At 69.3% G+C, this 12,788-nt stretch carries 14 protein-coding genes and 1 pseudogene; 11 read left to right on the top strand and 4 right to left on the bottom strand.

Annotated elements, in window-relative coordinates; genetic code table 11:
• Positions 1–5: 5 nt before the first annotated feature.
• A pseudogene (locus M8445_RS18335) lies at positions 6–191 on the bottom strand (hypothetical protein); the annotation flags it as partial.
• Entirely contained in the window at positions 188–616 is a 429-nt protein-coding gene (locus M8445_RS11870; RefSeq protein ID WP_273990904.1) for a hypothetical protein, read from the bottom strand. The pseudogene M8445_RS18335 and the gene M8445_RS11870, both read right to left, overlap by 4 nt.
• Positions 617–789: 173 nt before the next feature.
• Here M8445_RS11870 and M8445_RS11865 point away from each other — a divergent pair, with 173 nt between their 5' ends.
• The 10 genes from M8445_RS11865 to M8445_RS11820 all read left to right on the top strand — a co-directional run bounded on the left by M8445_RS11865 (position 790) and on the right by M8445_RS11820 (position 10,159).
• Complete coding sequence (locus M8445_RS11865; RefSeq protein ID WP_273987959.1) at positions 790–1,230, top strand: 23S rRNA (pseudouridine(1915)-N(3))-methyltransferase RlmH; 441 nt, start codon at positions 790–792, stop codon at positions 1,228–1,230.
• Positions 1,231–1,294: 64 nt separating this feature from the next.
• On the top strand, positions 1,295–1,993 hold the full coding sequence (locus M8445_RS11860; protein ID WP_420704092.1) for a GNAT family N-acetyltransferase: 699 nt from the start codon (positions 1,295–1,297) through the stop codon (positions 1,991–1,993).
• A gap of 111 nt (positions 1,994–2,104) precedes the next feature.
• The gene (locus tag M8445_RS11855; RefSeq protein WP_273987958.1) at positions 2,105–2,575 is read left to right on the top strand and encodes a hypothetical protein; all 471 of its coding nucleotides are present in this window, start codon (positions 2,105–2,107) and stop codon (positions 2,573–2,575) included.
• A gap of 113 nt (positions 2,576–2,688) precedes the next feature.
• A complete protein-coding gene (locus tag M8445_RS11850; protein WP_273987957.1) occupies positions 2,689–3,612 on the top strand; it encodes a phospho-N-acetylmuramoyl-pentapeptide-transferase in 924 nt (307 codons plus the stop codon).
• Positions 3,609–4,586 (top strand): class I SAM-dependent rRNA methyltransferase, encoded by a 978-nt coding sequence (locus tag M8445_RS11845; RefSeq protein WP_273987956.1) that lies wholly within the window; start codon positions 3,609–3,611, stop codon positions 4,584–4,586. The genes M8445_RS11850 and M8445_RS11845 overlap by 4 nt, the downstream gene beginning before the upstream one ends.
• 108 nt (positions 4,587–4,694) lie before the next feature.
• On the top strand, positions 4,695–5,339 hold the full coding sequence (abxC, locus tag M8445_RS11840) for a monothiol bacilliredoxin AbxC (protein WP_273987955.1): 645 nt from the start codon (positions 4,695–4,697) through the stop codon (positions 5,337–5,339).
• A 373-nt stretch (positions 5,340–5,712) separates the two neighbouring features.
• On the top strand, positions 5,713–6,516 hold the full coding sequence (locus tag M8445_RS11835) for a hypothetical protein (RefSeq protein ID WP_273987954.1): 804 nt from the start codon (positions 5,713–5,715) through the stop codon (positions 6,514–6,516).
• Positions 6,513–6,917 (top strand): DUF8082 domain-containing protein, encoded by a 405-nt coding sequence (locus M8445_RS11830; RefSeq protein WP_273987953.1) that lies wholly within the window; start codon positions 6,513–6,515, stop codon positions 6,915–6,917. The genes M8445_RS11835 and M8445_RS11830 overlap by 4 nt, the downstream gene beginning before the upstream one ends.
• Before the next feature lie 175 nt (positions 6,918–7,092).
• Positions 7,093–8,868 carry a HAMP domain-containing protein gene (locus M8445_RS11825; protein WP_273987952.1) on the top strand — a complete coding sequence of 592 codons (1,776 nt, stop codon included), beginning with the start codon at positions 7,093–7,095 and terminating at the stop codon, positions 8,866–8,868.
• A gap of 178 nt (positions 8,869–9,046) precedes the next feature.
• Entirely contained in the window at positions 9,047–10,159 is a 1,113-nt protein-coding gene (locus M8445_RS11820) for an ISAs1 family transposase (protein WP_273987951.1), read from the top strand.
• 35 nt (positions 10,160–10,194) lie between these two features.
• Here M8445_RS11820 and M8445_RS11815 read toward each other — a convergent pair whose 3' ends face one another.
• On the bottom strand, positions 10,195–10,653 hold the full coding sequence (locus M8445_RS11815; RefSeq protein ID WP_273987950.1) for a PA2169 family four-helix-bundle protein: 459 nt from the start codon (positions 10,651–10,653) through the stop codon (positions 10,195–10,197).
• 390 nt (positions 10,654–11,043) lie between these two features.
• On the opposite strand from M8445_RS11815, the gene M8445_RS11810 reads away from it, so the two are divergent.
• Positions 11,044–11,745, top strand: coding sequence for a YqjF family protein (locus M8445_RS11810; RefSeq protein ID WP_273987949.1), 702 nt, complete (start codon positions 11,044–11,046; stop codon positions 11,743–11,745).
• Positions 11,746–11,760: 15 nt separating this feature from the next.
• Here M8445_RS11810 and M8445_RS11805 read toward each other — a convergent pair whose 3' ends face one another.
• Positions 11,761–12,729 (bottom strand): hypothetical protein, encoded by a 969-nt coding sequence (locus tag M8445_RS11805; RefSeq protein WP_273987948.1) that lies wholly within the window; start codon positions 12,727–12,729, stop codon positions 11,761–11,763.
• Between the last annotated feature and the right edge of the window lie 59 nt (positions 12,730–12,788).

Here is a 12,788-nt window from a genome sequence, read left to right as displayed (position 1 = left end):
AAACTGGCGGCCAGTCCGGTGTTCGGTTTCAGGCGCACCTTGACCTTGCGCGGGCGCTTGAGGACGTTGGTGATGCGGGCGCGCAGCAGTTCGCCCTCGCCGACCGTGACGGTCACGACCGTGCCTTCCGGCAGGCGGCCTCCGATAATGACAACCACGCCGTTTTCCACGACGCCCTTGTAGGCTTTCATGCTTCCCTCCTCTGGGCGCGGCGTTGCCGCCGTTCGGCGCTCGACAGTGATTCCCGCAGCGCGACGATCTCGGACTCCCGCGCGCCGGCCAGCCGCGCGTACCGGTCGATGACCTCGGCGGCCTCGCGGCGGCGGTCCAGGCGCAGCAGCATACTGCCCAGGTGCTCACCCGACACGAAATACGACCGGGGGTTCTGCGGATCGGCCGCCACCTGCGCGCGCGCCGCTTCCAGCCGCTCCAGGTGAACGCGGTGCCGGTTGACCTGCCAGCGCACCAGGAACGTCGCCAGTCCGAAGGTCAACAGGGCGCCCATGACCGACACGGACACGGCCTCCGGCACGCCCACCACAGAGCCCAGACGCACCGTCAACGGAAAGCAGAAGGCCAGAACGGCCAGGACAGCCAGGGTCGCCGCGTAGTTCACGCGCGTTCCGTCCGGACGGCCCACCGGTTCGGTCCAGAAGTATTCGTCGCGCCTTGCATGAATGACAGTCTAGCGGGCCGGAGTGCGCCGCGCCGTGCGCGGCACCCGCTTTCAGTCTGCGCGGCCCCAGGGGCGGCCCGAGCAGTGAGGCGCGATGACGTAGGCTGGCCCGCGTGAGGCTGCACCTGATTACCGTTGGAGAACCGAAGCTCGCGTACGCCCGCGCCGGCTGGGACGAGTACGAGAAACGCCTGCGCCGCTACCACAAGCTCCAGGTGACCCGCGTGAGCGGCCGCACGCAGGCCCTGGAAAGCGAGGCGGTGCGCCGGGCGGCCGGAAAATCCCCGCTGGTGCTGCTGGACCCGCGCGGCCGTCAGTTCTCCAGTGAGGACCTCAGCGGGTACCTGGACGCGCAGGCGCTGGGCGGCGTGGGCGAACTGGCCTTCGCGATCGGCGGGCCCGACGGGCACACGGACGACCTGCGGGCCTCGGCGCACGCGCTGTGGAGTCTGGGCCTGCTGACCCTGCCGCACGACCTGGCGATGGTGGTGCTGGCCGAGGCGCTCTACCGCGCGAGCACCATCAGCGCCGGGGAACCGTACCACCGGGGCTGAGCGCGGGCACTGGTCCGCACCTGCGCGGGGGGGCGCGGCGTGGGCGGCCGGTACGATGGGCGGCGTGAACGTCCCCCCGGCCGGCCCTGACTCCATCCTGCCTACCCCCGCGCCGCTGCCGGAAGCGCCATTGCCGGAAGCGCCATTGCCGGAAGCGGAGTGGCTGCGCGCGCCGGTCCTGGCCGGGCGGACCGTGACGCTGGGGCCGCTGCGTGAGGAGCACGCAGCGGACCTGTACACCGGCGCCACGCCCGACACCCTGCGGTTCCTGGCGCGGGGCGGACCGACTGACCCAGGCATTCCGGCCTGGGCGGCGTACGTCTCGGCGCTGAACGCCCTGCCGCGCCGCGTGAACTTCGCGGTGCACCGGAACGGACCGGAGGGGGCCGGGCTGGGGCCAGTGGTGGGGCGGATCAGTTTCAGCGAGGTGAACGCCGCCGACGGCTGGGCCGAGATCGGCACCATGCTGCTGCCCGCCGCGCAGGGTACGGCCGTGAACCCGGAGGCGAAACTGCTGCTCATGACGCGCGCCTTCGAGGAGCTGGGGGCCGGGCGCGTGCAGTTCAAGGTGGACGCCCGCAACGAACGCAGCCTCCGGGCCATGACCCGCCTGGGCGCGGTGCGTGAGGGCGTGCTGCGCGCCTACCAGCGCCGCCCGGACGGGTTCACGCGCGACTCGGTGATGTTCAGTGTGCTGATCGGCGAGTGGCCCGCAGTGAAGGCGGGCCTGCAAGAGCGCCTGGAGTCGCTGGGCAGCCGCTGAACATCGCGCGGAAGAAAGCGTGAATCCGTGTGTCCCCCCCCATCGTGGGGTGCGGCTTCATGAGAGGTGGGTCAAGATTGCCAGAATGCCTTTGCTAGGCTCGGAGTCACGATGTCTGCCCGCGCCTTCCCTGCCCTTCTGGCCTCCGTTCTGCTGACCCTGCTGGGCCTATCCAGCCACAGCGCCGCCCTGATCGTCCCCATGACCGGCTGGACGCCCCTGAACGGGGACGCCAACTACTGGGCGGACGCCAGTGGTCAGTGCGTCATGCGTGAGGAACGTCACGGTCAGGCCTTCCCGCAGTTCACCACGCCCGACGACGCCCGCCTGTTCGCGGTGAAACTCCAGTCGTCACTGGGGCGCAGCGTCAGCAACGTCGTCACGCAGCCCGTGGACCGCTCCGGTCAGTGGGGAGTGCTGGCCGCGTACGACTTCCAGCAGTCCGGCGTGAAGTACCGCGTGAGTCAGCTGTACCTCAGTGACCGGGGCGTGCTGCGCACCGTGACCGGCAGCAGCGCCGCGCAGACCGCGCCCGCCTGCGTGACCGACATGCGCGACTTCATCCGTTACCTCGCCAATTGACCCGACGTGAGTTGCTCCTGTCGGGCCGTTGCGTGCGGGCGGGCGGCCTCCTAGCGCGTGGTAGGCTCCTCGGTTGAGATGAGTGTCCTGTTTGCTTTCCGGGTGGTGCGGCCATGATGGTCGTCACGGCGCTGCTTTCGTGGTTCCTGGTGGGCCTGTTCGTGCGGGTCAGCCGGGCGCGTGGCTGGGGGCAGAAGGTGCGCGTGGACGGCCCGCAGACGCACCTGGTCAAGGAGGGCACGCCCACGGCGGGCGGCGTGCCGTTCGTGCTGGCCGCAGCGCTGGTGTTCTTTCCGCTGTACCTGACCGGGAATGCCGGTGGGCCGCGTGAGCTGATCATCATGCTCGCGGCGCTGGCGATGGGCGTGATCGGCGGCATCGACGACCTGCTGAAGATCCGGTCGCGCATGACCGGCAAGGGCCGCACGGAGCTGCTGGCCCGCGAGAAGTTCCCATTGCAGTTCGTGGTGTCGCTGGCGTTCGCGTACTTTGCCGCGCCGCTGGCCGCGCATGAACTGCTGCCCAGTCTGGGGCCGGTGGCCGACGTGATCCTGCTGACGCTGGTGATGGTGGGCAGCGTGAACGCCTTCAACTTCACGGACGGGCTGGACGGCCTGCTGAGCGGCGTGGCGATCATCGTACTGCTGCCGTTGCTGGCGCTGTCGCCGGTCAGCGCGCTGCTGGTCGCGGCGCTGCTGGGCTTCCTGTGGTTCAACGCGCATCCGGCGCGGGTGTTCATGGGCGACATGGGCAGTCACGCGATCGGGGCGGTCGCGGCCGGCGCGTATGTGCTGTACGCGGACGTGTGGCTGCTGCCGCTCGCGGCAATCATTCCGGTGGCGGCGGTCCTGAGCGTCGTGATTCAGGTGGCGTCGTTCAAGTTGCGTGGCAAGCGGGTGTTCAAGATGTCTCCCATTCAGCATCACTTCGAGCACGCGGATATCGGCTGGCCGGAAACGCACGTCACCATGCGCTTCTGGATGGTCACAGCCGTGGCGACGGCCGCCGTGTGGTGGATTCTCGGCGGGCGTCCTTGACCTTCACGGAGCTGCTGGCCAGCCTGCCGGGCCTGCTGGCGGCGCGGGCGTACCTGCCGTCGCTGGGCACGACCGTGTACCGCGCGGCGCACCAGACCGAAACCGGGGGCCTGTTCACGCTGGACATCGCCGGGGACGCCGGCATCCTGAGCCTGTACGACGCGCTGGAACCCTGGGAGGAACAGGCGCTGGCCGACGCCTGCGGCCGCGCGGGCAGTTTGGCGGGCGTGTACCTCAAGCGCCGCCCGGTCGAGGCGCGGCACGCGGCGAACGTGGACCGCGAGTTCCTGTCGCCGCCCGACCCGGTGTGGGGCGAGGCGCGGCCCGAGGTGACGGCCCTGGAGGACGGCGTGCCGTTCCTGATCCGCCCCGGCGCGGACCTGAGCGTGGGCCTGTTCACGGACGCCCGCCCGGCCCGCGCGTGGGTGCGGGAGCACGCCACCCATGGGGAAGGCCGGGTGCTGAACACCTTCGCGTACACCTGCGGGTTCGGCGTGAACGCGGCCGTGGGGGGCGCGCAGGTCGTGAAGAACGTGGACCTGTCCCGCAAGGTGCTGGCGTGGGGGCAGGCGAACTACGCCCTGAGCGGCCTGCACGCCCCGGATACCGACTTCCTGTACGGTGACGTGTTCGAGTGGCTGGGCCGCCTCGCGCGGCGCGGCGCGCAGTTCGATCTGGTGATTCTGGACCCACCGAGTTTCGCGCGCGGCCCGCGCGGCACCTGGCGTTCCGAGCGGGATTACGGCGGCCTGATGGCGCTGGCGTCGGCGGTCACGGCTCCGGGCGGGCAGGTGCTGGCGCTGCTGAACCACGCGGGCGTGACGCCCGGCGCGTTCGAGCGGATGGTCCTGGCTGGCCTGGACGACGCGAACGGCGGGGAGGGCCGCCGCGCCCGCCTGAGTGACCACCTGAGTTCCGGTGAGGACTACCCGGGCGCCACGCACCTGAAAGCGCACGTCTGGACCCTGGAATAACCGGCTGCCGGGCAGCAGGATCTGGGCAGCAGAGACCGGGCGGCCGGAAGACGGGACAAACGGAAGCGGAATTACTTCGTTTTGTAAAGCGGGCGCTATGCTGGGGGTATGACCCAGACCGCCCAGAACGAACCCCAGGTGCTCGTGCCGCTGACCACGCCCGAGGAAGTCGATCAGTTCCTGACCGAGTACCCGCTGGCCGCCGTGTTCAAGGCCGGCACCTGCCACAAGACCATGCAGGGCTTCGGCGTGCTCGAAACCTTCCTGCAACGCCACGACCTGCCCGTCGGGTTCGTGCGCGTCGTGGACTGGCGCCCCGCCAGTAACCACATCGCGCAGCGCACCGGCCTGATTCACCACAGCCCGCAGCTGATCCTGTTCCAGGACGGCCAGCCAGCCTTCGAGGTGAACAACTGGGACATCACCCCCGAGGCGCTGGGCCCGGTGTTCGAGCAGCACGTGCCGCTGCGCAGCGGTGAGGGTGCCGTCGCCACCGACGACAACGCCGAGCCGTACCGCCGCCTGATGCGCGCCTTCCTGGACGGCCAGCTGAGCGAGTGGGCCTTCCAGGATCAGTACGTGAACATGTTCCGCGACGACGCCAGCCTGCGCAGCCAGCGTGAATTCGAGCTGCTGTCGCGCCTGTTCGGCGACCCCGACGCCTACCACGGTGGCCTGCACCAGCTGGGCGCCCCGCAGGAACGCGGTGACCTGAAAGCCCGCGTGCAGGCGCTGCTGGACGAACTGGGCTGAGCCCAGCAGTCCACTCAGGACCAGGGGGGGGAGGTGATCCGGCGCTGCGGCGCGGACGCCTCCCCCCCTCTTATGTCCTGTGAGAGGTCAGGGTTGTATGAAGGTGCCAGCGTGCGGCCTGTGGCAGCGGCGAATAGGGGTGGCGGGCGCGCCGGTCTGTGCGCGACGCCGTGCGGAACGTGACTTTTTCGACACCTGTAAGCGGCACGTAAGACACCAGGGGGTGTCATGATGAGGTATCCATAACGGAGCGTGTTCACTCCCTGCAAAGCCAGTCCTCATTCTGACCCCCGGAACCCTCATGCCTGAGCCAACCCCTGCTTCCTCACAGTCATCCGCCCCGCCGCCGGCCTTTCAGGCACTGAATCATCTGGTGCGCGTGCCGCCCGACGCGGCGGTGTATACCGGCCTGCGCACCGACCATTACCCCTGGACTGAAATCGCGTCCGATCTCGCGCTGCGGCAGACCCAGGAGTTCAGCGGCACGTTCGACGCCTGGGAGAGCGGGCGCTGGGTGCGCTTCGTCTGGACGCGCGGCGTGCTGCTGGGAGGCTTCACGCGCGGCGGTCAGACCCTCTCCTGGGAGACGGCGCTGCGGGGCGTGCCGCGCGCGTCGGTCAGCCTGACGGTCCTGGCTCCCACCCTGAGCGACCTGATCTGGACGACCCGCGACGCGCAGGGACGTCCCCTGAGCGGCGCGTGGCCGGACCAGCGGGGCGAACTGGAACGCGACCGTTTCCACGGCCTGCTGATTGCCGGTGAGCACTGCTCGTTCTGGTCGTCGGGGCGGGTGCTGGGCGGCACGCTGCCGGTGGCCGGCGCGGGTTGCGTGGCGTACTCGCAGAACAGCGAAGCGAACCGGGACCGGCTGGTGGCGTTCTGGCGTGACCTGCTGTCCCGCATTCACCGGGCCGCGCCGCTGGACGCCACGTGGCGTCAGGTGACCATGCGCCTCGCCGAGACGTACCCGTGCCTGGATCCGTTCGCGCAGGACATTCACCTCAGCGCCGGGCAACTGTCCATCGACGAGGAAGTCACGGTGGCCGAGTTCCGGCCGGCGCTGCTGGCCGCGCTGGAAGCGACCCTGGCCCGCCTGGGCCTGCGCCTGCTGGACCTGCCCATTACGGACCTGCGTGACCGGCCCGAGTGGACCGCCGCCGGCCTGGACGCCCGGTGAGCGCCCCGCAGTGGCCGGCGGGCCTGAGCGACAGCACGCCGCTGCCGTACACCATCTGGCGCGTCCTGCATCAGGTGGACGGCACGCGGGATATCACCGAGGTCGCGCGTCTGGCGGGCCTGACCGTCCCGGACGTGACCGAACGCCTGCAGGCCGCTGAGCAGTGGATCAACCGCGCGGCCCAGCGTGAGCAGCGCGTGACGGACGAGACGGCCGACACCGTCACGCAGTGCCTGACGCCGGTGATCGGTCCGATGGCCGAGGTGATGGTCGACGAGGTGCTGGATGAACTGGGCAGCTCCGCGACCCTCAGCGGCCTGCTGTCCGGGCTGGCGCGTCAGCTGAACCCCGAGCGGGTGCAGCAGTTCGCCCGCAACCTGCGCGACCGGGGGATCACGTGACCCGCCGCCCGACCCGCCGCCCCGCCACAACACAGCAGGCAGGCCGTTTTCCTTCCCGCTTTTCCCGTCAACCTGCGGGCCGCCACCGCAGGCCGCACGCACGCACCGCCGGAGGCCCCCCGATGAATACACCCAACACCCCGAGTTCAGTTGCACCGCCCGCGCAGGTACGGTCATGAAGTACACGGTCGTCATCCGGCAGCCCGTTGCGGACAGCATGCGGCAGGTTCTGGAACAGCAGCTGATGGAACGCTTCGGGCTGAACGGCGAGCAGGCCCAGCGCCTCAGCGCCCGCCGTTCGGGCCGCCTGATGAAACCCACGGGCCGGGCCCGCGCCGAACTGCTGCTGTCCATGTTCCAGGCGGTGGGGTCCAGCGTGTCACTGGAAGAGGTGCGCGACGAGACCAACCTGATCAGCGAGCCCTTCCAGGGTGTGGCCCCGCCGGCGCGTCAGGTGGTATCCGCGCTGGTCACGACCGCACCGGACGACGCGCCCCTGGCCCCCAGTCTGCCCCAGCCCAGCGCGTCGCAGGACCTCGCGGACCTGCGGGCCTCGGCGGTCTGGCCGGAAGTGAAGTTCAGTGACGACAGCGTGGCCTCCCTGCCGCGCGCCGAGGACGCCCTGTTCGGCGCGGGGCTGGGTACGGATCCGTTCGCGCCTCTGCCCGCCGCAGACGACTGGCGTACCCCGAACGCCGCGCCCGTGCTGGACATGGGTGAATTCACGCCGGGCAGTCTGTTCGCCGCCGAGCCGGTTCTGCCGGGCAGTTCCGCCGCGCCGGCTGACCTGCTGGCCGGGCCGGCTCCCAGGACCGGGCCGTCCAGTGAACCCTCCTCCTTCGGCCAGGGTCTGACCGGCGGTCCGTCCGGGTCGGGCGGCGCGGCCGTCATGGCCGCCCCGGAGGTAGCCAGCGCCGACGTCTGGAGTGATTTCACGGGTGCGCTCAGCATGCCCGCCGCCGCCGCACCCGAAGTGGCCCCGGAAGTGCAGCTGCGGCCCATGGACGCGGTGGTCGTCACGCCCCTGGCCGACGCGCCGGGCTCGGCCGCCAGTCGCCGCAGCAGCCTGTCGCGCCGCATGGCGGTCGGAGCGCTCGTGCCGCTGGGCGTGTCCAGCGCGCTGACGCTGGGCGTGCTGGCCCTGACCCTCCCCAACCTGCAGGGGCAACTCGTCAAGCGCAACGCGCAGGCGGTCGCCGTGGCCGTCGGAACGAACCTCGACCCGACCCGCAGTCAGTCCATCGCGGCGCAGTTGCAGGCACTGGTCAGCAGTTCCAGCGTGGGCTTCGTGCAGATCGAATTGCGCGACGGCACCCGGTACTTCCGCAGTCAGACGCCGGAACTGGACGACCTGCTGAACCCGGAGATCAGCAACTGGCTGATCGAGAACCCCAAGCAGTCCACGTTCACCCAGACCGTCAACCCGTCCGAGACCTACCGGAAGATGGCCGAGGAACTGAAGTCCGTGGGGGCCGGTACTGAGAACGACACCCTGAAACTGGACAAGCTGGCCGCCGATCCCGTCAACCAGCGCAGCACCCGCGTGAACTACATCGTGCAGAAGATCTCGGTGCTGGAGAACGCGGGCGTGCGCAGCGTCAGCACCACGCCCACCGAGAGCGACAACCCCAACCTGCTGTACTCGGTTGCGGTCGGGGTGGAGAACGCCGCGCAGGCCGCCACGCTGCGCAACACGCTGCTGCTGGTGCTGTTCGTATCCCTGCTGGCCCTGGGACTGGCCGCGTATCTGGCCGTGCGGGCCGCGCAGCGCGTCGTGGAACCCATCGAGCGTCTGGTGCGCGTCGCCGACGCCATCAGCATGGGCGACCTGTCCCGCCCGGTGCAGCCGGAACGCAACGACGAGATCGGCGACCTCGCGCAGGCCCTGGAACGCATGCGCCTGAGCCTGGATTCCGCCATGGAACGCCTGCGCCGCCGCAAACGCAGCTGAACCCCAATCGACAGAGAAACCACATTCGACACAGAAGAAGCGCAGTTACCCTTGGGTACCGCGCTTCTTCTCTGCTGGATTGTCAAGCAACAGCCGTTCTCCGGGAATCCGAGCTGAAAGGCTTTACGGCAGGCTTTTATCTTGACTCGGGTCCAACAAAACGGGCTGATTGGGAGTCGTGACACAACCCATCAGCCCGCTCCCATTTCTAACCCAAATTCCAGACTGGCGTGACCCTACGCGCATCCATTACCCGTGGGACGCCCTCTGGACCGTCATTCTCACTGGCCTCCTCGCCGGGCCACCCAACATCCTCGCCCTCACCCAGTGGCTCGCCGGACACCGCGAGGTGCTGGCACAGCACCTTGGCCTCGACCGCCTCCCCCAGCAGGCCATGATCTACCGCTTTTTCTGGGCACTGGATCAGCATCTTCCTGAACTGCAAGGCGCCCTGCTGGACTGGGTGAAGGCTCAACATCCCACGGCGCATGACCGCCTGGTCGTCCTCGCCGGTGACGGCAAAGTCCTGAAAGGGAGTGCACGAGAGGGCCGAACGGCCCTCTCGTTCTTGTCGGTCTTCTTCCATGAGCTGGCGCTGACCGTCGCTCAGGTCGATCAGGCCGGACGTCATGAAGCCAAAGGGATGCAGGATCTGCTCCCCACCCTCACGACCCTCTTCGGGAAAGGGTGGCTCATGACGTTGGACGCCGCCTACACCAAGCGGGAACTCACCACTCGAATCAACGAGGCAGGCGGAGCCTACCTCGTCCCACTCAAGAACAACACCCGCTCACTCAAGGAATGGGCGAGGTTCGCGTTCATGTACCCGGCGCACGATCAGGTTATGGACGTCGAGCGGCGCAGCGGGGAGGTCTGGGAACGGCGTACGTCGGTGATCACCGGCGCACAGGTCCCCGAGGAGATCAAGGAAGGGCTGTGTGGCGTGCAGACGTTGATCCGTCGTGAACATCAGGTCACGCGCCGCGATGGCACACAACGGGTCGAGGTCCGGTATGCCGTCAGCAGCCGGCTGCTGACGGCTCAGGAAGCGGAGCGCATCTGGCGCGGTCACTGGGGTATTGAGAATCGAAGCCACCATTGCCGGGATGTCGTGCTGCACGAGGATGCGTGTCGGTTGCGCAAAGGAGCACAGGGACGGGCGATGCTCAATGGCGTGGTTGTTGCGCTGCTCAGTGGAAAAACCCGTCAGATCACGGCGCTGGTGCGCCGCCTGACCCTTGATCCATTGCTCGCTCTCCAACTCCTGATTCCTGAACTCGCGTCAAGATAAAAGCCTGGCTTTACGGGCCTTTCAGCCGGAGTCGATCAGCTGGCCTGCATGCTGTGTTTCAGGTCGCGGATCTGGTCGTGGCTGGCCTTCACGCGGCTGAACTGTCCTTCCACGAAGGCGCGGATCTCGGCGGGCAGCTCGGCCTCTTTCAGCACGTCTTGGTAGTTCTCGACGGCCACGTCCTCACCGCGTTCCGCTTCGGCGACCACGGCGTAGTCGTCGCGGCCCGTGACGGCGTCGCGGACGTTCAGCCAGGTGCGGTGCAGCGCGGCGCCCACGCTGCCGCCCTCGCGGGGCTTGTCGCCGTGAGCGGCGATCTTCTGCTCGATCTCGGCGGCCAGTTGCTGGCGCTGGGCGCTGCGTTCGGTGAACAGGGCCTTGAGTTTCGGGTCGGTGGCGTGCTCGGCGGCGTCGGCAAAGCCTTTCTCGCCGTCGCGCAGGGTGCCGAGCAGGTACTGGAGTTTATCGAGCACGGTTTCGTTGTTCATGGTCATGGTGGTGCCTCCTGGATGGGTATGGGGTGCGGCGGTTCCGTTGGGCGTTGGCATGAGAGCGGGAGCCGCCGTAAGGCCCGGCTTTCCGTTCCTGACAGGTCAGGGCGCAGCCGGGTTGTGCAACGAGGTCAGCCTAGTGGCCGCCCCGGTGTGCCTGATGATGGGCGGCCCAAGGCGGCGTTCACCGGGGGTTGAGCGGGGGTTGCGGCCTCTCACATACAGGGACATCACACCATCTGCGTCGCGGCGGGCATGCTCTGCTGACCCGATGCCCCAGACGTTCTCACTCAGGAACAGACGCCTTCCGTCAGGCCCGGCCTCCGGGAAACCGGGCCTGATGCTGCTGGAACATCGGCGGGAACGGCGTGTTTCTGTCCTGCGGAGTCGGGCGTGACGCGCCCCTGGGTGCTGCGGATGCAGTGGCTTGACCTGTGTTTCCTGCACTGGCCGGTTCCCGCCGGGGCGTTGCAGCGCACGCTTCCGCGTGGCGTGCAGCTGGACACGTACGGTTCTCAGGCGTACCTGGGCGTCGTGCCGTTCCAGATGGAGGGCGTCTCCCCCACCGGGCTGCCGGACGTGCCGGGTCTGAGCGCCTTCCCGGAACTGAACCTGCGGACCTACGTGACCGTGAACGGCGAGCGCGGCGTGTGGTTCTACAGCCTGGACGTCACGCAGCCTGTGGCGGCAGCCCTGGCCCGTACCCTGTTTCACCTGCCGTACCGGCACAGCCGCATGTGGGTGGACCGGCAGGGCGACGTGACCCGCTACGCCAGCGAACTGCGCGCGCCCGGCACGCCCGGTGGTGGGCAGTTCGCCGGAGCGTACCGGCCGGTCGGAGACCCGCTGCAGGTGAGCGGCGACTCGCTGGAGACGTGGCTGACCGACCGGTTGCGTCTGTTCTCGGCCGACCGGGCCGGGCACGTGTACCGGGGTGTAATCAGACACACAGCGTGGCCACTACGGCGTGCGCAGGCGGAGGTTCACGTGAATACCCTGGCCGCCCCGCTGGGCCTGACCCTGAGCGGCCCGCCCCACGCGCTGCACGCCGAACGCCTGGATGTGCGCGCCCAGTGGATCGAACGGGTCCTGTAACCAGCTAGCCGCTCTTCAGCTGAGGGTCAATGCGAACGGCGTGTCCAGTCCGGCCTGCGCGGCCTCGCGGGCCACCTGCGGCGCGTACCGCAGGGCCAGCACAGCGCGGTAGGTGCGCTGTGCGAGTTCCCGGTCACCCTGCGCGTCCCGCACCTGCCCCAGCCGCGCCAGGGTCAGGCCCGCCAGACTACGGGGTTGATCGTCGGTCAGGCCGTGCGCGGCGCGTTCCAGCAGGGTCCGGGCCGTGCCCAGGTCACCCACCGCGAGGTGAATGCCGGCGGCGGCGGCGTCCAGTTCGGCGCGGGGGGTCACGGCGTCCCCCGCCTCGCGGCTGAGGCTGTCCAGCAGGCCGCTCAGGTCGTCGTCCTCGTTCAGCTGCCACGCGCGGTCGGCCAGGGCCCGCAGGCGACTGGTTTCGCCCGGCTGGAACCCGATCAGGTCGGGCAGGACCGCGCCGGGCAGCAGGGTCAGCAGGTCCGGCAGGTCGTCCAGCGGAACGATCAGGACGCCCCCCGCGTCCCCGAGGCGGGCAGCCAGTTCCGTGAGGCGGCGTACACGCCAGCGGGTGCCCGGTCCCTCGTCCAGCGCGTCCTGCACGCCCCGCACGGCCTGCTGTACCCCGGCCAGCACCTCCGGGTGGCAGGCGCGCGTCAGGGACAGGGGAGCCGTGACCAGCTGCGCCAGCGCCGACTCGGCCTGCGCGGCGGCCCGCAGGCGCTCACGGCCCTGCGAGAACTGCTGCAGGAAGTCCTGCAACTGGGTGTGCTCGGCGTCCGCCCACGCCCAGTCCCCGACCAGACCGTCCGTGATGTCCACGCGGGCGGCGGGCAGCGCGTCCCGCAGCGGGTGGTCCGGATCCATGCCGCTGCCCCACAGCGCCGCGCTCACCCGCAGGAACCGCAGGGCCTCCACGACCGTGCCCGCGTTGAACTGTGGTTGCAGCCTGAGCAGGTCACCCAGGTCCGGCAGCAGCGTCAGCGGCACGCGCTGCTCCGCGCCGGGCAGGCATGAACGGTCAGGATTGTCAGCATCCCGGGCAGTCT

Origin of the sequence: Deinococcus aquaticus, assembly GCF_028622095.1 — a bacterium.
Classification (GTDB): Bacteria; Deinococcota; Deinococci; order Deinococcales; family Deinococcaceae; genus Deinococcus; species Deinococcus aquaticus.
The sequence above is the reverse complement of the archived record's forward strand: the minus strand, read 5'-3'. Positions and strand labels throughout refer to the sequence as shown.

What these genes read in the sequence shown, in the direction of transcription:
- M8445_RS11850 (WP_273987957.1), top strand. Translation starts at nt 2,689, where the DNA reads ATGATGGTCGTCACGGCGCTGCTTTCGTGGTTCCTGGTGGGCCTGTTC.
- abxC (WP_273987955.1), top strand. Translation starts at nt 4,695, where the DNA reads ATGACCCAGACCGCCCAGAACGAACCCCAGGTGCTCGTGCCGCTGACC.
- M8445_RS11815 (WP_273987950.1), bottom strand. Translation starts at nt 10,653, where the DNA reads ATGACCATGAACAACGAAACCGTGCTCGATAAACTCCAGTACCTGCTC.
- M8445_RS11855 (WP_273987958.1), top strand. Translation starts at nt 2,105, where the DNA reads ATGTCTGCCCGCGCCTTCCCTGCCCTTCTGGCCTCCGTTCTGCTGACC.
- M8445_RS11825 (WP_273987952.1), top strand. Translation starts at nt 7,093, where the DNA reads ATGAAGTACACGGTCGTCATCCGGCAGCCCGTTGCGGACAGCATGCGG.